Origin of the sequence: Methylophilus sp. UBA6697, from assembly GCF_002454655.1 — a bacterium.
In the GTDB taxonomy this organism is placed as follows: domain Bacteria; phylum Pseudomonadota; class Gammaproteobacteria; order Burkholderiales; family Methylophilaceae; genus Methylophilus.
Map to the genome: position 1 here is coordinate 208,637 of NZ_DKJH01000003.1, position 20,035 is coordinate 228,671.

Consider the following 20,035-nt stretch of genomic DNA (forward strand, 5'->3'; position numbering starts at 1 on the left):
AGAACACGCAGGTCACTCTGTGGCAGAAATTAAAAGTAACCTTCTTTTTTGCGCTGTTCCATCGATGCATCTGACGTCTGGTCATCCAGACGGGTTGCGCCGCGCTCGGTAATGGTGGTGGTCGCTGTTTCCAGTACAATTTTGCTGACGTCATCAGCATCTGAAATCACTGGCGCCGTGCAGGTGATATCGCCCACCGTGCGGAAGCGCACTTGCATATTGATCACTTCTTCACCGGCTTTAGGCTGATTAATGAAGTCGCCATTAGATAGCGGCACATTAATTGGGAAAATGGCGCCATGACGCATGACGATATCGCGCTGGTGTGCAAAGTAAATGCTAGGTAATTCCAGCTTTTCACGTTCGATATATTGCCAAACGTCCATCTCGGTCCAGTTAGAGATCGGGAAGGCGCGGATGTTTTCACCCTTGTGCACGCGGGCGTTATACAGGTTCCACAGTTCCGGACGCTGGTTTTTCGGATCCCATTGGCCGAATTCATCACGGAAACTCATGATACGTTCTTTGGCGCGGGCTTTTTCTTCATCCCTGCGGGCGCCGCCAATGCAGCAGTCAAAACCGAACTCTTCAATCGCTTCGAGCAAGGTCACCGACTGGTGTTTATTACGTGGCTCATCTGCTGATTTCAGTACCACGGTACCGCGTTTCATGGAGTCTTCCACTGAACGCACAATCAGGCGCTCGCCTAATTCTGCCGCGCGCTGGTCACGGAAGTTAACCACCTCCTGGTAGTTGTGCCCGGTGTCGATATGCAACAACGGGAACGGAAAGCGGCCAGGACGGAATGCTTTTTCAGCCAGGCGCAAAATGCACAGCGAATCTTTACCGCCGGAAAACAGCAATACCGGGTTGGCGCACTGGCCTGCAACTTCACGCAGAATATGAATGGCTTCTGCTTCCAGCCAGTCGAGATGAGATAAAGGTTGTTTCATTGTCATCTTTAAAAAACCAATCAAATTTTTAAACCGCCGATAAACACAGATTGATGCCGATGAGGCCTTGGTCATTTTTACAGCACTAAATGGCCTGAGGCACAAAAGAAATATTTTTCTTTTGATCGGCGTTCATCCGCGTTTATCGACGGATCACTATTTCTTAACGTGCAATCCGCACTCTTTGCTGTCGGGATTTTCCCACCACCAGCGTCCAGCACGGATATCTTCACCCATGGCGACGGCGCGCGTACACGGCGCACAACCAATGCTTGGGTAAAATTGCTCATGCAGGGCGTTATAAGGGACTTCAAACAGGCGAATGTAGGCCCAGACTTCTTTTTCTGTCCAGTCACTCAGCGGATTGAATTTTTCCAGTTTGTTGCCTGCGTCAAACTCGCGTACAGGCAAACTGGCACGCGTCGCCGCCTGTTCAGCACGCATGCCGGTAATCCAGGCCTGCTTATTCGCTAGCGCACGTTGCAATGGCTCCACTTTGCGCATATGGCAGCAGGCCTTGCGCAGGTCTATGCTTTCGTAGAAGGCATTGATGCCTTGCGTACGCACATAATTTTCAACGGCTTCGTGTTTTGGAAAAAACACCAGCGGTTTGATCACGTAGGTTTGCTCAACCTCGCCCATCAGCGTATAGGTTTCAGCAGGCAGGCGGCCGGTGTCCAGTGAGAATATCTCTATGGGCAGGTTTTCCTTGCTGATCAGGTCAGTCAAGACCATGTCTTCAGCACCATAGCTGTTGGCAAAGGTGATCGCAGGAAATTCGGCCGCTGCAGATTGCAGCAAAGCCAATGCTTGCGCACGCTTGGTGTGGACGCTGGCAATCAGCGCATCTGTCAGCTGTGGACGGATGGCCGGGTTGTTGGCGGCCGGTTTGAGCATGCTGACGCCGAAACTCATGCGCGGCTGATCCTGCGCCATACCGGCACATCTGCCACACCGCCTTGGTAAGGCTGGCTAAAGTCATTCAGGCTGGCCAGCGCATCTTCCGCTGAGCGGTCGGCACGGATCAGGAAGCTGTTGAAACCGGCGCGTTTGTGGAAAAACAATTGGTCACGTAATACGTCACCAATCGCGCGCAGTTCATTTTTAAAGCCGAAGCGGGTACGCAGCCAGTTGCCCAGGGTAAAAATACGGCCATCGGCAAAACGCTCTACAAACACTGCAATCAGGGGCAGGCTGTTGAGGTCGGCAAATTCTGCCTGCAAAGCTTCAGCGGTTTCATTGGTCGCCAGGATAATGCCCAGTTCGCCAGTTGCCAGGCGCGATTGCAACTCTGCTTTGCGTGCCTGCCAGATGGTCAGTGGTACCAGAATCTTGCCGGTGGCAGGGATTTCGGTGTTGGCAATTTGCTCAGCAGTGTAGGTTTGCTCGCCTGTCAGTTTGAACAGCACCACTTTACCGGCTTGTTTACGCACAGACTCTTCACCGGCTGCAGGCGGCACCACGCGGGTCCATGTATCGGCTACGATGCTGGCTTGGCCATTGGCGGCCAATTGAATCAGTTGACTCATTATGCAGTTTCCTTTTCAGCGTAGACATGGGCTTTGAATGGCGCGACGCCCAAGCGACGCACGGTATCAATAAAACGCTCTTCATCCTGGCGTTCGCGTACATAGACCTCAATCAGGCGCTGTACCACGCCCGGCATTTCTTCTGCCGAGAATGAAGGGCCAATCACGCTGCCGATGCTGGCGTCATTACCTTGTTTACCGCCGACGGTGACCTGATACCACTCGGAGCCATCCTTATCGACGCCAAGAATACCAATATGGCCGACGTGATGATGGCCGCAAGCGTTCATGCAGCCTGAAATATTGAGTTCAAGGTCACCGATTTCATGCAGGTAATCCAGGTTGTCGAATTGCATTTGAATCGCTTCGGCAATCGGGATCGACTTGGCGTTGGCCAGGCTGCAGAAGTCGCCGCCCGGGCAGCAGATAATATCTGTCAACAAACCAATGTTAGGCGTTGCCAAACCGGCTGCATGGGCTTTTTGCCATACAGCAAACAGGTCAGACAATTGCACATCGGCCAGAATCAGATTTTGCTCGTGCGAGGAACGCAATTCGCCAAAGCTGTAGGCGTCTGCCAGGTCTGCGACCACATGCATTTGCTCGCTGGTGATATCACCAGGCGCTTTGCCGTGTGGTTTAAGCGACAGCGTGACAGCACGGTAACCAGGCACGCGGTGCGGTTGTACGCAACGTTTTACCCATGCTGCAAAGGCCGGGTTGCTGGCCACTGCCGCGTCGAAAGAAGCATCGTGCGCAGGCAAGTCCTTGTATGGCATCGGTTCAAAATACTTGGCAACGCGATCCAGTTCGTTTTGCGTGATGGTCAATGGGCCATCTTTAAAGTGTGCCCATTCTTCTTCTACCTGGCGCTTGAACTCTTCAATGCCCAGGGCTTTGACCAAAATCTTGATACGCGCTTTGTACGCATTGTCACGACGGCCATGAATGTTATAGACGCGAATCACGGCTTCGCAGTAGGACAGCACGTGTTGCCATTCCAGATGCTCGCGAATCACGGTGCCCAGAATCGGTGTACGACCCAAACCGCCGCCTACCCAGACTTTAATCGCCATCTGGCCTTGATCGTCTTTGTAGAACTCCAGGCCGATATCGTGCGCTTGCACAATTGCGCGGTCTTTTTCTGTGCCTGACACCGCAATTTTAAATTTGCGTGGCAGCAATGCGAATTCAGGGTGGAAGGTGCTCCATTGGCGCATGATCTCGGCCACGGCACGTGGATCAATAATTTCGTCCGGCGCAATACCCGCAAACTGGTCAGTGGTGATGTTGCGGATGCAGTTGCCAGAGGTTTGAATGGCGTGCATTTCAACCGTCGCCAGCTCGGCCAGAATGTCTGGCGTGTCTTCCAGTTTAGGCCAGTTTAATTGCAGGTTCTGACGCGTACTGAAGTGGCCGTAGCCACGGTCATACTGCTTGGTAATATCACCAAGTTTGCGCAATTGCTTGCTCGATATCAGGCCGTAAGGCACGGCAATACGCAACATGGGCGCATGGCGCTGAATATACAGGCCGTTTTGCAAGCGCAGCGGGCGATATTCTTCATCCGTTAACTCGCCAGCCAGATAGCGGCGCGTTTGGTCGCGGTATTGGGCGACGCGTTCGTTGACAATTTGTTGATCTATAGGGTCGTATTTGTACATGCTTGAGTCACTTTGTTCGCAAAAAGCGAAGAGGCAATATTTTAATGGAAAATCAGCTTAAAGCCTACAAAAATCAATATCATAGCCAGCGCAATGCGTACCCAGTGCTCTGCCACGCGTGAACTCAAGTGGCTGCCGAGATAGATGCCAGGAATGGAGCCTATCAGCAAAGTGCCCAGCAAGTGATAGTCTATGGTACCCAAAGAGGCATGACCCAGGCCAGCGACCAGGGTCAGCGGCACGGCATGCGCAATATCACTCCCTACAATGGTGGTGATTTTTTCTTTAGGATAAAGCAGAATCAGCGCGGTGACACCCAGCGCGCCAGCACCCACCGAAGTCAGCGTGACCAGTGCGCCTAGCACTGTGCCCAGTACGACGGTCGCACCTGGCACGTAGCGTGTTGGAATCCACTCCTCTTTTGCGACCAGAGACATCAGCTTGTTGCGCAATAGCACGGCGACTGACGTCACAATCAGGGCCACGCCTAGCCAGAATTTGATGGTAGACACGACATTGCCTGATTGCAGATCCATACTATGCAGGGCCCATAAGGTCAGCATGGAGGCGGGGACGCTGCCCGTGGCCAGACGTTTTACGATTACCCAGTCAATGTTGCCAAGTTTGCCATGGGCAAAAATGCCAACGGACTTGGTGATGGAGGCGTAAAGTAAATCTGTGCCCACGGCCACAGCCGGTTTGATGTTGTAAATCAATAGCAGGATAGGCGTCATTAACGAGCCGCCACCTACACCGGTGAGTCCAACCAAAAAGCCAACCACAAAACCTGCCAGTATGTATCCGAATTCCATGAGGAGTATCTTGTAAAACTATAAACCGCGGAATAGTATCAAGTTTTTAATGATTGATTTAATAATCAGATGTTCTATGATATAGCATTTGGTTATATGAGGTCGGGTGATGAAATTCCACCAGTTGCGCTATGTGCATGAAGTTGTGCGGCAGCAATTAAACATTTCTGCGGCATCTGAAGTATTGCACACCTCACAGCCTGGTGTCAGCAAGCAGATTCAGCTGTTAGAAGAAGAGCTGGGCTTGCAGATTTTTCAGCGCAATGGCAAACGCCTGATCGGCGTCACCGAGCCAGGCCGTAAAATCGTTGAGTTGTCAGCGCGTGTCATGCTGGATATGCAAAATATCAAGCGGGTCGGCGATGAATATAGCCGTGAAGATAGCGGTGAATTGACGATTGCCACCACCCACACCCAGGCGCGTTACCGCTTGCCGTCTGCGGTCAAGCAGTTTATTGCGCAATATCCCAATGTGAAATTGACCATCCACCAGGGTAACCCGGCGCAAGTGACCGAGCTGGTTGCTTCCGGTGAAGCGGATGTCGGCATTGCGACAGAAAATATTAGTAACGATGAGCGTTTGTCCTGCTTGTCCTGCTATGAGTGGAACCGTTGCCTGGTCGTGCCGCCACAGCATCCGCTGCTGGCTAAAGCGGTGCTGACGCTAAAAGACCTGGCCGATTATCCTTTAATTACCTATGACTTTGCCTTCACGGGCGGCACGTTGGTGTCTAAGGTGTTTCACGACGCTGGCTTGCAGCCGAATGTCGTGTTTACTGCGATTGATGCCGACGTGATTAAAACGTACGTCAATCTGGGCCTGGGCATTGGCCTGATCGCCAATATGGCATATGAAGAAACGCGTGACGCGCCACTCAAGAGCCTGGATTGCAGCCATCTGTTCCCGAATAGCACGACTTATCTGGGCGTGCGCCGTGATGCTTTCCTGCGTGATTACATGTTGAATTTCATTACCATGTTGTCGCCGCAATATGACAAGCGCACCGTGCAACGTGCATTTCATCAGGACCTGTGATCGCAGTCACACCGATGTGCATGGTGACATGCTGTAATGCCTTTATCTGTGTGAGACATTAAGAGGTTTGTCATGCGTTTATCCATATTGAAGGTATTGTGTTGCCTGGGTTTGATCATGAGCTTGCCAGCCTGTGCCGCACCGGCGCATATGCGTGTCATTGGTCATGGCATGCCGGATGTAGACCTGGATAACGCGATTTATGAAGTGCCAGTCAAGGCCGGTGTGACTTATCAGGATTTAATCGATAGCCTGAAATCCATTTCGGAAGGCATGAATTTCGTCAATCCGGCCAATTTCCCGATTGGTGAGCATATGAAGCTGCGTGGCCAGGATCCGCAAGGTGTGAAAGAGGTACGCACTTTTTGTAATTTAAGTATGGGCACAGAGATTATTCTCGACCATCCTGAGTTTCTGGTGTTTGCACCTTGCCGCCTGGCTATTTACGAAAAACCCGACGCCAGCGGCAAACGCCAACTATATCTTGGCCTGGACCGGCCCACGCATGATTTGAAAAATATCAAACAGCCGACTGCCCGCGCACAAGCCTCGGCACAGCAGCTTGAAGATGCCTTGATCGAACTGATGGAAAAAGCCCGTCGAGGGGATTTTTAGTATTTATTATAAAGACATTTTTTAGCCACAGAGGACACGGAGAAAATGTCTACCGCTGTAGCGCACCAATAGCTTTTCTCTGTGCACTCTGTGTCCTCTGTGGCTAAAGGTTTTTTTAAACGATTTCGCGCTTCCGCAAAACAACAATCTTCCCCTTTTTAGAGCCATCCCCTATACTCAACTTAACTTTCATTGTTAAGAGTACATTCCATGGTGCAACCTATGCTCATCGCAAAAAATAATGACGTCGACAGCGTCATGCTGCCAAAAATGGCTAACCGTCATGGCCTGATTGCCGGTGCAACCGGTACTGGTAAAACGGTGACCTTGCAAAGCCTGGCTGAGCAGTTTTCACGCATCGGTGTGCCGGTATTCATGGCAGACGTCAAAGGTGACTTGTCTGGCATGAGCCAGGTCGGCGGTGGCAATGCCAAAGTCGAGGCCAGGGTGCAGCAATTAGGGCTGACTGACTATACCAATAAAGCCTATCCGGCAATGTTCTGGGATATGTTCGGTGAAAAAGGCCATCCGGTACGCACCACCTTAAGTGAAATGGGCCCGCTGTTATTGGCCCGCATGCTCAACCTGAATGATGTGCAGGGTGGTGTGCTGAATGCGATTTTCAAGATCGCCGATGACAATGGCATGCTGTTGCTTGATATGAAAGACCTGCGTGCAATGGCGCAGCATTGTGCTGAAAATTCGGCCACTTACCAGACGCAATACGGCAATATTTCCACGGCCAGCGTCGGCGCCATCCAGCGCGCGTTGCTGCAACTGGAAACCGAGGGCGGTGATGTACTGTTTGGTGAGCCGGCCTTGAATCTGGAAGATATGATGCAAACCGATGCCAAAGGATTAGGGTTTATCAATATCCTGGCAGCGGATAAATTGCTGAATTCGCCACGCGTATATGCGACATTGTTGCTGTGGATATTGTCGGAGTTATTTGAAAAATTGCCTGAAGTCGGCGATATGGAAAAACCAAAACTGGTATTTTTCTTTGATGAGGCGCACCTGTTATTTAACGACGCGCCCGCTATCCTGATGCAAAAAATTGAGCAAGTGGTGCGTCTGGTGCGTTCCAAAGGTGTTGGGGTGTATTTTGTGTCGCAAAACCCGTTGGATATTCCAGATGTCGTGTTGGGCCAATTAGGTAACCGCGTGCAGCACGCGCTGCGTGCGTTTACGCCGCGCGACCAGAAAGCCGTGCAAGTAGCGGCGCAAACCTTCCGCGCTAATCCCAAATTAAACGTGGCGACTGCGATTACCGAGTTGGGGGTGGGCGAGGCGCTGGTTTCTTTCCTTGATGAAAAAGGCGCGCCGACCCCGGTTGAACGTGTGTTTGTCTGTCCACCAGAAAGCCGTGTCGGCCCGGCCACGGACGCGGAGCGCAAGCAGGTGATGGCGCAATCGCTGGTCGCTGGCGTATACGATAAGCTGGTCGATCGCGAATCGGCTTACGAAATTCTCAAACAACGTGCAGATCAGGCAGCATCAGCCACGCAGGCACAAACGCAAAAAGAGGAAGAGGGCTCTGGTTTTGACCTCGGTGGCATTTTAGGTGGAAAAACCAGTCGCTCGGACTCGGTGCTGGAGTCTGCTGCCAAATCAGCTGCGCGCGCGATCGGCTCGCAATTGGGCCGGGCGATTATCCGCGGTGTACTGGGCTCGATTCTTGGGGGTAGCAAGACCAAGCGTTAACCATGGCGTTGATCATCAGCTTTGATAAGTGAATGAAGTCAGGAACCCTGCATGTTAAGTGATATCGACATCGCCCAGGCTGCGACGCTGGAACCGATTGTGGCGGTGGCTGGCAAGTTAGGATTGTCGGCAGACGATTTGCATGCATATGGCCAGTATATGGCCAAACTGACGCAAGCCACGGTGAACCGCTTACATGCGCAGCCAGCCAAAGCCAAGCTGATCCTGGTGACGGCGATCAATCCGACGCCTGCCGGAGAGGGTAAAACCACCACGACCGTTGGCCTCACCGATGCCTTGAATCAGGCCGGTTATCACGCGCTGGCCTGTTTGCGCGAGCCTTCGCTAGGGCCGGTGTTTGGCATGAAGGGCGGGGCGACCGGCGGCGGGTATGCGCAGGTGGTGCCGATGGAGAATATCAATCTGCATTTTACCGGCGACTTTCACGCCATCAGTGCCGCCAATAATCTGCTGGCAGCGCTGATTGATAATCATATTTACCATGGCAATGCATTGGGTTTCGATCAGGTGACTTGGCGCCGTTGCATGGACATGAACGACCGCGCCTTGCGCCGAATCACGCTGGAAAGTACCGTGCATACCGGCTTTGATATTACGGTCGCCAGTGAAGTGATGGCTATTTTCTGCCTGGCGACCGACTTGGCGGATTTAACGCGCAGGCTGGGCAGGGTGCAAGTGGGGTCAAATCAGCAAGGAACCCCAATTCTGGCCAGTGATTTGCAAGCCGAAGGGGCGATGACGGCCTTACTCAAAGATGCTTTTCAGCCTAACCTGGTGCAAACGCTGGAAGGTTCGCCTGCGTTGTTGCATGGTGGCCCGTTTGCCAATATTGCGCATGGTTGTAACTCACTGGTAGCGACGAAAACCGCTTTACGCCTGGCCGATTACGTGGTGACCGAGGCCGGCTTTGGCGCTGACCTGGGCGCGGAAAAATTCATGGATATCAAATGCCGCCAGTCTGGCTTGCGGCCGGATGTGGCGGTGATTGTGGCCACTGTGCGTGCCTTGAAATATAACGGCGGCGTGGAGGTCGCTGATTTGAATACCGAAAACTTGTCAGCGTTGGCTATTGGTGTTGCCAATCTGGAAAAGCATATTAGCAACTTGCGCCAGCATTTTGGCTTGCCGGTGCTGGTGGCGCTGAATCATTTTACGGCCGATACTGCCGCAGAAGTCGCTTTGGTACAAGCTGCCGTTGAGGCGCTGGGTGCCAGTCTGCATGTGTGTTGGCATTGGGCGCAAGGCGGCGCAGGCGCGCTGGATCTGGCGCATGCGGTGGCTGCACAGGTGCAACAGGCTGCCACGCCGCACTTGCTGTATGCAGATGATCTTTCGCTAGCGGAAAAACTGACCACTATTGCGCAGAAAATGTATGGTGCCAGCGGTGTCACTTATAGTGAGTTGGCCCAGCAGCAATTGGAACATATCAAGGATGCCAGCCAGGGGCTGCCTGTGTGTATCGCTAAAACACAGTATTCCTTGTCCTGCGATGCCAAGCTGCGCAATGTGCCGCAACATCATGTCCTGCATGTGCGCGAGTTGCGTTTGTCGCGCGGTGCTGGTTTTGTGGTGGCGATTTGTGGTGACATCATGACCATGCCGGGCTTGCCTAAACAGCCTGCCAGTGCGCGCATCAGCGTGGATGCCAATGGTAGAATAGTGGGACTTTCCTGAAGTACTTGCCATGCAAACCTTTAGCCAGCTCGGCCAGGCCGATCACACCATTAATAAATCCCGTTTTATTGCCCGCGCCAAGCGTTGTGAAGATGAGCGCGAGCTTGCTTTGTTTTTGCGCCAGTTTGCCAGTGATCATCAAACGGCCGGGCACCTGGCATATGCGTTCAGGATGAAAACGGCAGAAGGCATCGTGGCGCGCTTTTCTGATGCAGGTGAGCCTGCTGGCACTGCGGGTAAGCCCATCATGCAAATGCTGGATGGCCAGAATTATGTCAATTGCTGTGTGGCGGTCGTGCGCTATTATGGCGGTATTAACCTGGGCACCGGCGGTCTGGTGCGTGCTTATGGCGGCACTGCCAAACAGGCGATGGACCAGGCAGGCAGCATGCCTTTTGTGGAAATGGTGCACCTCAAGATATCTACCAGCTACAAGCGTGTGGATGAGTTGACGCGTGAAGTGCAAAAGTGCCATGGCGAGATTCTGGACAAGAAGTTTGATGAAGCCGTTCATTTTCTGCTTAAGTTACCGCTGGATGCTGCCAGGCAAATACAAGCCAAATTTTAACCAATCTTATTTCTACCAGAACCTCATTGACCGGAGCCTGTAGTGACCCAAACCCAACGATTTGATATTGCGACCTACATCTTGATGGCGGTGTTGATGTGGCTGGTGTTGCAAGTGCAGTTGCTGCCAGCATTACTCGTTGGTCTGTTGGTATTTGAGTTAATTCACGTCATTTCGCCGTTAATTGCACGAAAATTGCCGGGAAAATACGCTAAATGGCTGGCTGTGGTGCTGATTGCCACGCTGGTGATTGGCTTGCTGGTCGCATTGGGCATGGGCATCGTCACCTTGATTCGCAGTGATGCAGGTGGCCTGGCGGTGCTGTTTGACCAATTGGCCAAAATTATTGAAGACTCACGCAAGGTGTTACCGCCGTGGCTGAATGAACGCCTGCCTGATGATGCTATTACGCTGCAACAAACAGTCATCGATTGGTTGCGTGCGCATTCAGCTGACTGGCAACTGCTGGGCAAGGAGGCCGGGCATCATTTGGCACATATCCTCATCGGCATGGTCATCGGTGCGATGATCGCCCTGCATGACGTGCAAACCAAGGTCAATCATAAACCGTTTGCGCAAAGCCTGTTGCAGCGCATCACCTTGTTTGCGCAGGCATTCAAGAATATTGTATTTGCACAGGTGAAAATTTCTGCCGTGAATGCGACACTAACCGGGATTTACCTCGCAGTGATTTTGCCGTTGTGTGGTGTCCATTTACCGTTTACCAAAACCATGATTGCCATCACTTTCCTGGTCGGTTTGTTGCCCGTGATCGGTAACCTGATTTCCAATACCGTGATTGTGATTGTCAGCACCAGTCATTCATTTATGGTGGCCATGGGCTCGCTGGCGTTTTTGATTGTGATCCACAAGCTGGAATACTTCCTCAATGCGCGTATTGTCGGTGGCCAGATTCGCGCCTATGCCTGGGAGTTACTACTGGCTATGTTGCTGATGGAGGCAACGTTTGGTTTGCCCGGCATCGTGGCGGCACCTGTGTATTATGCCTATATCAAGAGTGAGTGCAGGGCGCGCGACTGGGTATAAAAATCAGCTGTGATTGATCAAAAAATAAGGCTCGCCATGGCGAGCCTTATTCATTTGTAGCCGTGTTTATTTCAGCTTATACAAGCGGTTTTCAAGCGTCTTGCCACCGCTGATGTTGTCCATCTGGTCGCCGCTGACCTGGCTTAGTTGTGCCAGCCGGTCGTCCGGGTGTGGATGGGTCTGGAACAGCAGGGCGACACTGCCATCATTGGTATTGATGGTTTCCATGTCCTGCAGCACCTCTGCCAGGCCATAGGCTTCGTAACCGGCGCGTGCAGCCAGTACTGTGCCCATGCTGTCCGCTTCAAATTCGGCGCTTTTATCCAGGTTGCGGGCGCTGATTTCTGCGCCGGTGGAGACTGCGCGCTGGGTCAGTTTGTTTTTGCTGATTTTCTCTTTTAAGAATGAGGTGCCCGCATCCAGCAAGGCCTGTTTCTGCATCACTTTCAGGTGGTGTTTTTGCACCACATGGGCGATCTCATGCCCCAGGACACCGGCCAGTTGCGCTTCACTGCTTAAGCGTTGATACAAACCTTTGGTAATCAGCACATAGCCGCCTGGCGCGGCAAACGCGTTGACATCTGTGCTTTCAATGACACCAAAATGCCAGGGCAAGTCTGCGCGCTCGGACTGGCTGGCTACCCAGCGCCCCACTTTGTTCACATATTGCTGTAACTGTGCGTCATTGACCAGGGGCGCAGCGCCGAGAATGGTGCCGGTGACATTGCGGCCCACTGCAATTTCGTCTTCGCGGCTAGGATTTTTCCAGTTGATATTGGCCAGCTTGTCCTGCGCTGACGGAGTGCTTTGTGACGTGGTCGTGGCGGCTGCTTCAGTTTTGTTGGTGGTGCCTAGTTGCTCATTCACGGCGTCTTTGAGTACGCCTTTAAGGTCTAGCGCAGAAGCGGTGCCCCATGCCAGGCTGCTACATAATGCAAGTGCCATCGCTTGTGTTAAGGTCTTGTTCATTGCGCGCCTCCCGTAAAGTATGGATATTGATGGCTGCTGAGGCCGCCGTTGCTGGCAAATTGCTTGGCGTCTTCTGCGTTCACCGTGTAGCTTTCCAGCTTCTTGGTTTCAGCTTCGTTGAATGATGCCGTTTTCAGGTCTTCGGCACTCAGGCCGCGGATCCCGGTGGTCGATACGACTTTTCCGGTGCCACTGCGGCCGGTAGCCACGCCGACCACGCCTGCGACATTATTGCCGCCCGCGCTGTTGCGTTTAACCGTGAGCAAGCGTACCCAGCCGGTTTNNGCCGACGACCTTGGCGTCGCTAAAGGTATCTGCCCGTAACTGGTCTGCTTTGAGGGCGACCCCGGTCTCCGCTGCGACTGCCTGACTGCATGCGAATGCCGTCAGTAGCCAGAATAAGCTTTTTTTGATCATGCCTTGTTCTCCTGATTGTTGTTATGTGTAGTGCTTTGATCGCTAGATAAGTCCGAATGACTTAAAGCGGCCATCTCCAGCTGTATCATGGCTTGTGCAAACAAGATGCGCCACTGTGCAGCCAGTTGTGATGCGTTGTTGGCAATCTTGCCCTGATGCGACCCATAACGCACGACGGGCTGGCCAGGTAGACTCAGTTGATTAATTAATGCTTGTAATTGTGCCGATAGTTGCTGTGCATCTTGTTGTGCCGCCTCGCGGTAAGTTGCTTCCGGCGCATATTGCCAGCTGACCATCACCATATCGCCAAACAGGCCCCAGATACCGCTTTGCGTGCCGGTGAGGATATCGATCTGCGTCGGCGCACGGCAGGCTTGCTCAATTTCGCGACGAATGCGTTTCATAGCCGCATCGCCCAGTGTTTCCTGGCTTTCGATGGCAATCGGCATCAGCAGCACTTCCAGCTCGTTGCTGCTGGAGGTCAGGCCAAATGCCAGCCAGCGTTGCAGTGCACGGTCGGTGGCCAGCGCATAGATTTTGGCGACACCGAAATAAGCCACGGCCCAGAAGATAGGCGCGGCCAGGTCCAAATAGGTATGAAACAGGTTGATCGCCAGGTAAGACAACACCAGCAAACCAATCTGGCTACCAGTAAACACGCCGTTAAAGCGGTCGCGGTCAATCTTGAAGTAAAACGCCAGCGTCGTCAGCCACACCAGTAAAAAGCTCAGCAGGATATAAGGCAGCTTGCCGCGCCAGACCTTGAGGTAATCCTGGTGCAGGCTGTTATCCAGCGCCGTGGCGAGGATTTCAACACCTGGAAACTGCTTGTCCATGGCGGTGGGTTTGATATCAAACAGGGCGGGGGCGGTGGAGCCAATGATGACAATCTTATCCTTGAACTCATCCTTGCCTCGCTTGGGTTGTGCACTGGTGAGGTCGCGGTAAACGTCGCTAAAGCTTACGTAGGCATAAGTGAACGGTTTGCCACGCCAGTTAAGCAGCATTTCGTCCGGCGTATTATTGCTGATCTCCCCTTGGGCATTGGCAACCACCAGTGGCAGCGCGGGTAAGGTCCAGCCTCTATCCTGGTGGCGCATGCGGTATTGGCGCACCACGCCATCGTTATCCGGGTACACATTATGCGTGCCCAGGCGACCTGGCTTCCAGGCACCTTTGAAATAAGGTGGAATTGCGGCAAACGTGGCTTGTTTGTCCGCATCGGTTGCTGCGACCAGCCCAGGAATTTGCGCATACTTCAGCTGGCTCTGGCTATCCTGGCTGGCGTCCAGGCGCAGCAATGGAAAGAAGCAGTGCTGGCATTCGCTAATCACATCATTAAAGTAGCTGTCACTGTCCGGGTTGTAGACGTCGGCATCCGAAAACACAATATCAAAGACGATGGCTTTCGGTTGTTGCTGCTGGATATTTTCCACCAGTTCGCCGATCACCTGGCGCGGCCACGGCCAGCGGCCATATTCCTTGGCCATGGCGTCCAGGCTGGCTTCATTGATATCAATAATGACAATGCTCTGATCAGCTGCCGGTTTGAGGATACGGTTTTTGACCATGAGGTCAAACGCTTTGTCGCGCATATTCTGGCCGACGTGAAATACAGCCGCATCGAGCAAGATCATCACACTGAATAACAGGGCCAGATAGAGGTAAAAGTTATTCTTTAGCTTGCGGGTCAGGCTGGCCAGCCAAAAGCCCAGCATCAATTTGAGTTTTAACATATCGCTCCCTTATTATTCTTTGCTTGTGCTTCGCTTGATCTTTATGTCAGATGACCCGAATGGGTCATTGTGACCATGAGCCGTCGTCAGTATTCTAGCAACATCACAAAGACGCAGCGATCATCATCTACTTAAATCTGAATTTGTTTTAGATGTTTGTTTGATTGATTGTCAGCATCCAGGATGCCTTTATGTCATTGTGTTGTGTTTTTCAAGTTTAAAGTCTCTTTATAGCCCCGCCAATGCGGGGTTTTTTCTTTTTTATTTCCGGTCACTCTCAATCGGCGTAGTCAGGCCCGTCATATAAGCTTCATGCCAGTGAAAACTTTCTGACATACAGTTTCTCAAGAATGCTCAAAGCGACACAGTGCGCAGGCCCTGTGTTTAAAAACAGTGAGCGACATCGTAAGTGTACTTAAGAGAGGAATTCAGAATGAAACTTAAATCTTGGCTAATGGCAGGTTTGCTGGGCACAGCCATGCTGACTCAGGCACAAGCTGCCGAATTGATTCAAAACGGTGGTTTCGAAGTGCAGGGCGTAGATAGCTACGACATTTCTGGCTGGCAAGTGGCCGAGCAAGGCTTTTTCGGCAGCGTATTGTCACAATCAGGCAATGTGTCAGAAGTGACAGGCAATGCCACTGCAGGGGCTTATCAGGGCAGCTATTATGGCTTGCTGGATAACTACGGCCTGGCTGGCAATGTGTTGTACCAATCTTTCACTACGGCTGCCGTGAGTCAGGCGACCTTGTCGTTCCAGATGTTTGTCAATAACCAGAATGCGACGACTGAGATTGATGCCGCTGGCCTGGATTACAGCGTGGATGCGACCGATCATCCTAACCAGCATGTGCGTGTGGACTTGCTAAAGGCTGGCAGTGACCCGTTCTCGACCGATAGCGCAGATATCTTGCAAACCCTGTATGTGGGCGGTGCTAACGGCAGCCTGGCAGTCAATAACTATATCAACTACCAGTTTGACTTGTCTTCCAGCCTGGCTGCTGGTGGCAGCTATGTGTTGCGCTTTGCCACCGTAGCCAACCAGAGTTCATTGCAACTGGGCGTTGATAACGTCAGTCTGCAAGCCGTTTCATCTGTACCTGAGGCGGATACCAATGCCTTGATGCTGGCTGGCCTGGGCATCATTGCGGCGGTGATGCGTCGTCGTTATTCATAACATACAATATTAAAAGCTGATAAAGGAATCAACATGCAACTGTTTAACTTGAAACGCACGGCCATGGTCGCCATGCTGCTGGGCTCACAACTGCTTTCTAACGCGGCGATGGCTGAGGATGCCCAGTTCTGGCTGAACGATGGCGCTGCCAGCCTGAATGACAGCAAGAAGCTGGTACCAAATGCCAAAAAAGCGAAAAACGTGATTTTGTTCGTGGGTGACGGTATGGGTATCTCTACCGTGACTGGCGCGCGTATTTTTGAAGGTCAACTGAAAGGCATTGATGGCGAACGTCATAAGCTGTCTTTTGAAGAGTTCCCATATGTTGCCTTGTCTAAAACATATTCTACCAACCAGCAAACGGCTGACTCTGCACCAACCATGACGGCCATGATTTCTGGTGTAAAAACCAACGATGGTATTTTGTCACTTAACCAGTCTGTGGCGCGTAATGAGCCTAGCCCAACAGTATTGAACGCTAACAAAGTGACGACATTGCTTGAGCAAGCAGAGCAGGCTGGCAAATCCACTGGTGTGGTTTCAACTGCACGCATCACACACGCCACACCAGCAGCCACTTACGCGCATATCTCTAACCGTGACTGGGAAGCGAATGCAAACCTGTCTGCCGCGGCTGCCAGCAATGGTGTGAAAGACATCGCTGCGCAACTGATTGATAACTTTGGCAACGGCAAAATCGGTGATGGCATTGACGTGGTGTTTGGTGGTGGCCGTAGCTACTTCCTGCCTAACAGCATTACCGATATCGAAGGCACCAAAGGCCGCCGTACTGATGGCCGTAACCTGACACAAGAGTACGTGAGCAAGTTTGGTGGCGTGTATATCGAAAACCAGACTGCATTTAATGCTTTGAATCCAGTGACCACGAACAAAGTGCTGGGCCTGTTCAATCCATCCCATATGGAGTATGAGCAAGACCGCCCGAATGACATCGCTGGCGAACCATCACTGGCTGACATGACGGGTAAAGCGATCGATATCCTGAAGAAAAACCAGAACGGTTATTTCCTGATGGTAGAAGGCGGTCGTATCGACCATGCTTCGCATGCCGGTAACGCCTATCGTACATTCAAGGATGCGGTGGCATTGTCTGATGCGGTGCGTGAAGCAGCGTCCAAGGTGAACCTGAACGACACCCTGATCATTGTGACGGCTGACCACAGCCACACTTTGACCATTGGCGGTTATCCAAAACGTGGTAACCCGATTTTGGGTAAAGTGGTTGAGCCAGGCAAAACCACACCAACGCTGGCAGCAGATGGCAAGCCTTACACTACTGTGAGTTTTGCCAACGGCCCAGGCTACCACGTTAACTCTCCAGGCGATGCTGTGTATAACGAGTCTATCGCTGCAGGTCGTGTCGTGGATATGTCTGGTGTGGACACTGAAGATCCTGATTTCCATCAGGAAGCATTGGTACCACTGAGCTCAGAAACCCACGCCGGTGAAGAGGTAGCGATTTACGCCATTGGCCCTAAAGCCTACCTGGTACACGGTGTGCAAGAGCAGAGCTATATCTACCAAGTGATGAAAGATGCGTTTGGCTTCTAAATTGCAGTACGCTGGTAAATAGTGAGTAATGGCAGGGCAGCTTGAAGCTGCCCTGATCCCTTTGGTTGGAATGGAAAAACATGATATTGAAAAAATCCGCTGGATGTCTGGCACTGTTATTCATGAGTGCTGTTGCCATGGCAGATGACGTGGTGAATGCGCGTTATGAAACGGTGCAGTGCGCCTCGCCGTGCAAGGCAGAAGAGGCCAAACATGTGCAATGGTGGCTGATGCGTGACACCAATCAGGTGGAGATACGCAATCTGTATCAAAACGGTGAGCCCGCACATCACAGCAGCCTGTGGTTGAAAAAACCAGCCGGGCAAATGAATTATGTGTATTTGATGCATGACGAGCGCCGCGCCATTGATTATGCCGATGTCGATTTGAAACTGTTGTCCATCAAAACCGATGAACAGTTCTGGCAACTGAAATCACAGTTGGTGACAGATAGCGAACTGGCCAGCTTGCAGAAAGTAGACGCAGCGTCTGCCACGCAATATGGCTACCCGGTAGAGAAATATGTGGGTACTTTAGGCGATGGCATCCGCAGCGAAGTATGGTGGATTCCGGCATTAAAATTACCTTATAAAATCGCTTATACCTACCCGCAGCACACGGTGAGCATCCAGTTGCAATCGCTGCAACCAGCTGCCAAGTCTGAGCAGGCCGTAGAAATCGCGCCAGGTACGTCACTGACGGCACTCAGCAATTACCAGCATGTGGATTATGCCGACCTGGGCGATATGGAGCACAATCCTTCGGAAATGCAATGGCTGGCTAAAGCCCACGGCGCGCCTGGTTTACATGCGCATGAACATTAATGTTTTAGCTTAATTGTTGCTTCAATACACCCGCATCCTCGCAGCCGAATTTGCTGCGAGCCGATGTGGCGTACACGGTCATCGGCTATAATGCCGCCATGACGCTACAAATTATTCAGTTACTCCTCTTGCTGCTGGTGATTGCCATGCTGGTCTGGCAGTGGCGCACACAGCAACACACTGCACAACAGGCACTGGCGCAATTACTTTCCCAGCAGCTTGAAGAAAAACATCGCTTGATGATGAGCGAGATGCATCAGTCACTGAATCAATTGGCCGATCGCTTGCAAAGCCTGAATGCAGATCAGCAAGACCGTTTGCGCGCGCAATTGTCGCAAGAACTGACGGCGACGCGTGAAGCCATGCAAGCCTTGCAAGTGGCGCAGCGCGACCATTTAAGCCAGAGCAGTGAGCAACTCAGCTTGAGTTTGCGTAACGGCTTGTCCGAACAGGGCATGTTGCAGCAGAACCTGCTGAAAACTGCTTTGCAAACCACCACTCAAAGCCTGACCCAAAGCATTGAAGCGCTGACCAAAGTGGTCGATGGCCGCCTGGAAGAAATGAGTGGCAAGGTGTCTATTCGCCTGGAAGAGGGCTTTAAAAAGACCAACGAGACTTTTGTTAGCGTGATGGAGCGCCTGGCCACCATTGATGAGGCGCAAAAGAAAATCGATGGCCTTAGTGTCAATATGGTGAGCTTGCAGGAGTTGCTAGGCGACAAACGCAGTCGTGGTGCCTATGGTGAGGTGCAACTGGAAGGCCTGGTGCGCAATGTGTTACCAGTAAACAGTTTTGCCATGCAGCATACGCTCAGCAATGGCGCGCGCGTCGATTGTGCCTTGTTCCTGCCTGAACCCACCGGCACCGTCGCCGTGGATAGCAAGTTTCCGCTTGAAAATTACCACCGCATGATCGATAGCAGTCTTGGCGAACTGGTGCAGGCGCAGGCTTCTAAATTGTTTAAGGCCGATATCAAGAAACATATCGACGATATCAGCAGCAAATACATCATCGCCAACGAAACGTCAGATGGTGCCGTGATGTTTATTCCCGCCGAAGCGGTGTTTGCCGAGATTCATGCCTACCATGGCGATGTGGTGGATTACGCCATGCAAAAGCGCGTATGGCTGGTGTCGCCGACGACTTTGATGGCCGTGCTCAATACGGCTCGCGCCGTGCTCAAAGATGTTGAGATGCGCAAGCAAGTGCATATTATTAAAGACGAACTGGGCAAACTGAGTAAAGATTTTGACCGTTTCGATACCCGCATGAAGAAACTGGCCGATAATATCCGCCAGGCGCATGAAAACGCGCAGGACGTGCATATCAGCAGCCAGAAAATATCCAGGCGTTTTGCCCAGATTGAAAAAGTGGAATTGGCGCAGACCGCCGGCCTGGAGCCGCTGGACATGCTGGATGAATTAGACGAGGCCGGAAAGAACAACCCATGAAGATCACCATTTTATATTTCGCCCGCATCAAAGAGGTTGTGAATTACTCATCTGAGGATGTCGTGTTGCCAGAAGAGGTGGAGACCATCATCGCGCTTAAGTCATGGTTATCTGGCCGTGGCGCGACCTGGCAGAAACTGTTTGATGGCAGCGGTGTGGTACGTGCCGCGATTAACCATGAACTGGTTGATGACATGGCGACGTTTGATGAGGGCGATGAGGTGGCGTTTTTCCCGCCGGTGACCGGAGGATAGTTTGAGCGAAGT

19 protein-coding genes are annotated in these 20,035 nt (G+C 52.1%); 11 read left to right on the forward strand and 8 right to left on the reverse strand.

Annotated elements, in window-relative coordinates:
- Positions 1-29: 29 nt before the first annotated feature.
- The 5 genes from cysD to B3355_RS02350 all read right to left on the reverse strand — a co-directional run bounded on the left by cysD (position 30) and on the right by B3355_RS02350 (position 4,958).
- Positions 30-953, reverse strand: a complete 924-nt coding sequence (gene cysD, locus B3355_RS02330; protein ID WP_019881890.1) for a sulfate adenylyltransferase subunit CysD — start codon at positions 951-953, stop codon at positions 30-32.
- Positions 954-1,109: 156 nt separating this feature from the next.
- Positions 1,110-1,868 (reverse strand): phosphoadenylyl-sulfate reductase, encoded by a 759-nt coding sequence (locus B3355_RS02335; protein WP_292779811.1) that lies wholly within the window; start codon positions 1,866-1,868, stop codon positions 1,110-1,112.
- On the reverse strand, positions 1,865-2,482 hold the full coding sequence (locus tag B3355_RS02340) for a DUF934 domain-containing protein (protein ID WP_024929817.1): 618 nt from the start codon (positions 2,480-2,482) through the stop codon (positions 1,865-1,867). Before B3355_RS02340 ends, B3355_RS02335 begins: the two co-directional genes overlap by 4 nt.
- Positions 2,482-4,146, reverse strand: coding sequence for a nitrite/sulfite reductase (locus B3355_RS02345; protein WP_047513988.1), 1,665 nt, complete (start codon positions 4,144-4,146; stop codon positions 2,482-2,484). The genes B3355_RS02340 and B3355_RS02345 overlap by 1 nt, the downstream gene beginning before the upstream one ends.
- Before the next feature lie 41 nt (positions 4,147-4,187).
- A complete protein-coding gene (locus B3355_RS02350) occupies positions 4,188-4,958 on the reverse strand; it encodes a sulfite exporter TauE/SafE family protein (RefSeq protein WP_292779815.1) in 771 nt (256 codons plus the stop codon).
- 109 nt (positions 4,959-5,067) lie between these two features.
- Here B3355_RS02350 and B3355_RS02355 point away from each other — a divergent pair, with 109 nt between their 5' ends.
- From B3355_RS02355 to B3355_RS02380, 6 genes are all read left to right on the forward strand, one after another.
- Positions 5,068-5,994, forward strand: coding sequence for a CysB family HTH-type transcriptional regulator (locus B3355_RS02355; RefSeq protein WP_019881895.1), 927 nt, complete (start codon positions 5,068-5,070; stop codon positions 5,992-5,994).
- A 117-nt stretch (positions 5,995-6,111) separates the two neighbouring features.
- A complete protein-coding gene (locus B3355_RS02360; protein WP_292779896.1) occupies positions 6,112-6,609 on the forward strand; it encodes a DUF302 domain-containing protein in 498 nt (165 codons plus the stop codon).
- Positions 6,610-6,819: 210 nt separating this feature from the next.
- Positions 6,820-8,313 carry a helicase HerA-like C-terminal domain-containing protein gene (locus B3355_RS02365; RefSeq protein ID WP_024929821.1) on the forward strand — a complete coding sequence of 498 codons (1,494 nt, stop codon included), beginning with the start codon at positions 6,820-6,822 and terminating at the stop codon, positions 8,311-8,313.
- Between the two features lie 51 nt (positions 8,314-8,364).
- Positions 8,365-10,008 (forward strand): formate--tetrahydrofolate ligase, encoded by a 1,644-nt coding sequence (locus B3355_RS02370; RefSeq protein ID WP_292779818.1) that lies wholly within the window; start codon positions 8,365-8,367, stop codon positions 10,006-10,008.
- Between the two features lie 10 nt (positions 10,009-10,018).
- Entirely contained in the window at positions 10,019-10,576 is a 558-nt protein-coding gene (locus B3355_RS02375; protein ID WP_047518423.1) for an IMPACT family protein, read from the forward strand.
- A gap of 42 nt (positions 10,577-10,618) precedes the next feature.
- On the forward strand, positions 10,619-11,623 hold the full coding sequence (locus tag B3355_RS02380; protein WP_024929824.1) for an AI-2E family transporter: 1,005 nt from the start codon (positions 10,619-10,621) through the stop codon (positions 11,621-11,623).
- A gap of 66 nt (positions 11,624-11,689) precedes the next feature.
- Here B3355_RS02380 and B3355_RS02385 read toward each other — a convergent pair whose 3' ends face one another.
- The 3 genes from B3355_RS02385 to B3355_RS02395 form a co-directional block, all read right to left on the reverse strand.
- Positions 11,690-12,592, reverse strand: a complete 903-nt coding sequence (locus tag B3355_RS02385) for a M48 family metalloprotease (RefSeq protein ID WP_292779825.1) — start codon at positions 12,590-12,592, stop codon at positions 11,690-11,692.
- On the reverse strand, positions 12,589-12,858 hold the full coding sequence (locus B3355_RS02390) for a hypothetical protein (RefSeq protein WP_292779827.1): 270 nt from the start codon (positions 12,856-12,858) through the stop codon (positions 12,589-12,591). The genes B3355_RS02385 and B3355_RS02390 overlap by 4 nt, the downstream gene beginning before the upstream one ends.
- 147 nt (positions 12,859-13,005) lie before the next feature.
- Positions 13,006-14,745: a CHASE2 domain-containing protein gene (locus B3355_RS02395; RefSeq protein WP_292779829.1), complete on the reverse strand. Its 1,740-nt coding sequence runs from the start codon at positions 14,743-14,745 to the stop codon at positions 13,006-13,008.
- 433 nt (positions 14,746-15,178) lie between these two features.
- Here B3355_RS02395 and B3355_RS02400 point away from each other — a divergent pair, with 433 nt between their 5' ends.
- From B3355_RS02400 to moaD, 5 genes are all read left to right on the forward strand, one after another.
- Positions 15,179-15,922 carry a PEP-CTERM sorting domain-containing protein gene (locus tag B3355_RS02400; RefSeq protein WP_292779831.1) on the forward strand — a complete coding sequence of 248 codons (744 nt, stop codon included), beginning with the start codon at positions 15,179-15,181 and terminating at the stop codon, positions 15,920-15,922.
- A 33-nt stretch (positions 15,923-15,955) separates the two neighbouring features.
- Positions 15,956-17,494: an alkaline phosphatase gene (locus B3355_RS02405; RefSeq protein ID WP_019881907.1), complete on the forward strand. Its 1,539-nt coding sequence runs from the start codon at positions 15,956-15,958 to the stop codon at positions 17,492-17,494.
- 80 nt (positions 17,495-17,574) lie between these two features.
- A complete protein-coding gene (locus B3355_RS02410; RefSeq protein WP_292779833.1) occupies positions 17,575-18,318 on the forward strand; it encodes a hypothetical protein in 744 nt (247 codons plus the stop codon).
- A 98-nt stretch (positions 18,319-18,416) separates the two neighbouring features.
- Complete coding sequence (locus B3355_RS02415; protein WP_292779898.1) at positions 18,417-19,769, forward strand: DNA recombination protein RmuC; 1,353 nt, start codon at positions 18,417-18,419, stop codon at positions 19,767-19,769.
- Positions 19,766-20,023 carry a molybdopterin converting factor subunit 1 gene (moaD, locus tag B3355_RS02420; protein ID WP_019881910.1) on the forward strand — a complete coding sequence of 86 codons (258 nt, stop codon included), beginning with the start codon at positions 19,766-19,768 and terminating at the stop codon, positions 20,021-20,023. Before B3355_RS02415 ends, moaD begins: the two co-directional genes overlap by 4 nt.
- Positions 20,024-20,035 lie beyond the last annotated feature (12 nt).

Bases quoted from the DNA above. Each gene is read 5' to 3' on its own strand.
- B3355_RS02370 (WP_292779818.1), top strand. From the start codon at position 8,365: ATGTTAAGTGATATCGACATCGCCCAGGCTGCGACGCTGGAACCGATT.
- B3355_RS02355 (WP_019881895.1), top strand. From the start codon at position 5,068: ATGAAATTCCACCAGTTGCGCTATGTGCATGAAGTTGTGCGGCAGCAA.
- B3355_RS02365 (WP_024929821.1), top strand. From the start codon at position 6,820: ATGGTGCAACCTATGCTCATCGCAAAAAATAATGACGTCGACAGCGTC.
- B3355_RS02385 (WP_292779825.1), bottom strand. From the start codon at position 12,592: ATGAACAAGACCTTAACACAAGCGATGGCACTTGCATTATGTAGCAGC.
- B3355_RS02375 (WP_047518423.1), top strand. From the start codon at position 10,019: ATGCAAACCTTTAGCCAGCTCGGCCAGGCCGATCACACCATTAATAAA.
- B3355_RS02415 (WP_292779898.1), top strand. From the start codon at position 18,417: ATGACGCTACAAATTATTCAGTTACTCCTCTTGCTGCTGGTGATTGCC.
- B3355_RS02350 (WP_292779815.1), bottom strand. From the start codon at position 4,958: ATGGAATTCGGATACATACTGGCAGGTTTTGTGGTTGGCTTTTTGGTT.
- B3355_RS02400 (WP_292779831.1), top strand. From the start codon at position 15,179: ATGAAACTTAAATCTTGGCTAATGGCAGGTTTGCTGGGCACAGCCATG.
- B3355_RS02345 (WP_047513988.1), bottom strand. From the start codon at position 4,146: ATGTACAAATACGACCCTATAGATCAACAAATTGTCAACGAACGCGTC.
- B3355_RS02395 (WP_292779829.1), bottom strand. From the start codon at position 14,745: ATGTTAAAACTCAAATTGATGCTGGGCTTTTGGCTGGCCAGCCTGACC.
- B3355_RS02335 (WP_292779811.1), bottom strand. From the start codon at position 1,868: ATGAGTTTCGGCGTCAGCATGCTCAAACCGGCCGCCAACAACCCGGCC.
- B3355_RS02410 (WP_292779833.1), top strand. From the start codon at position 17,575: ATGATATTGAAAAAATCCGCTGGATGTCTGGCACTGTTATTCATGAGT.
- moaD (WP_019881910.1), top strand. From the start codon at position 19,766: ATGAAGATCACCATTTTATATTTCGCCCGCATCAAAGAGGTTGTGAAT.
- B3355_RS02360 (WP_292779896.1), top strand. From the start codon at position 6,112: ATGAGCTTGCCAGCCTGTGCCGCACCGGCGCATATGCGTGTCATTGGT.
- B3355_RS02405 (WP_019881907.1), top strand. From the start codon at position 15,956: ATGCAACTGTTTAACTTGAAACGCACGGCCATGGTCGCCATGCTGCTG.
- cysD (WP_019881890.1), bottom strand. From the start codon at position 953: ATGAAACAACCTTTATCTCATCTCGACTGGCTGGAAGCAGAAGCCATT.
- B3355_RS02340 (WP_024929817.1), bottom strand. From the start codon at position 2,482: ATGAGTCAACTGATTCAATTGGCCGCCAATGGCCAAGCCAGCATCGTA.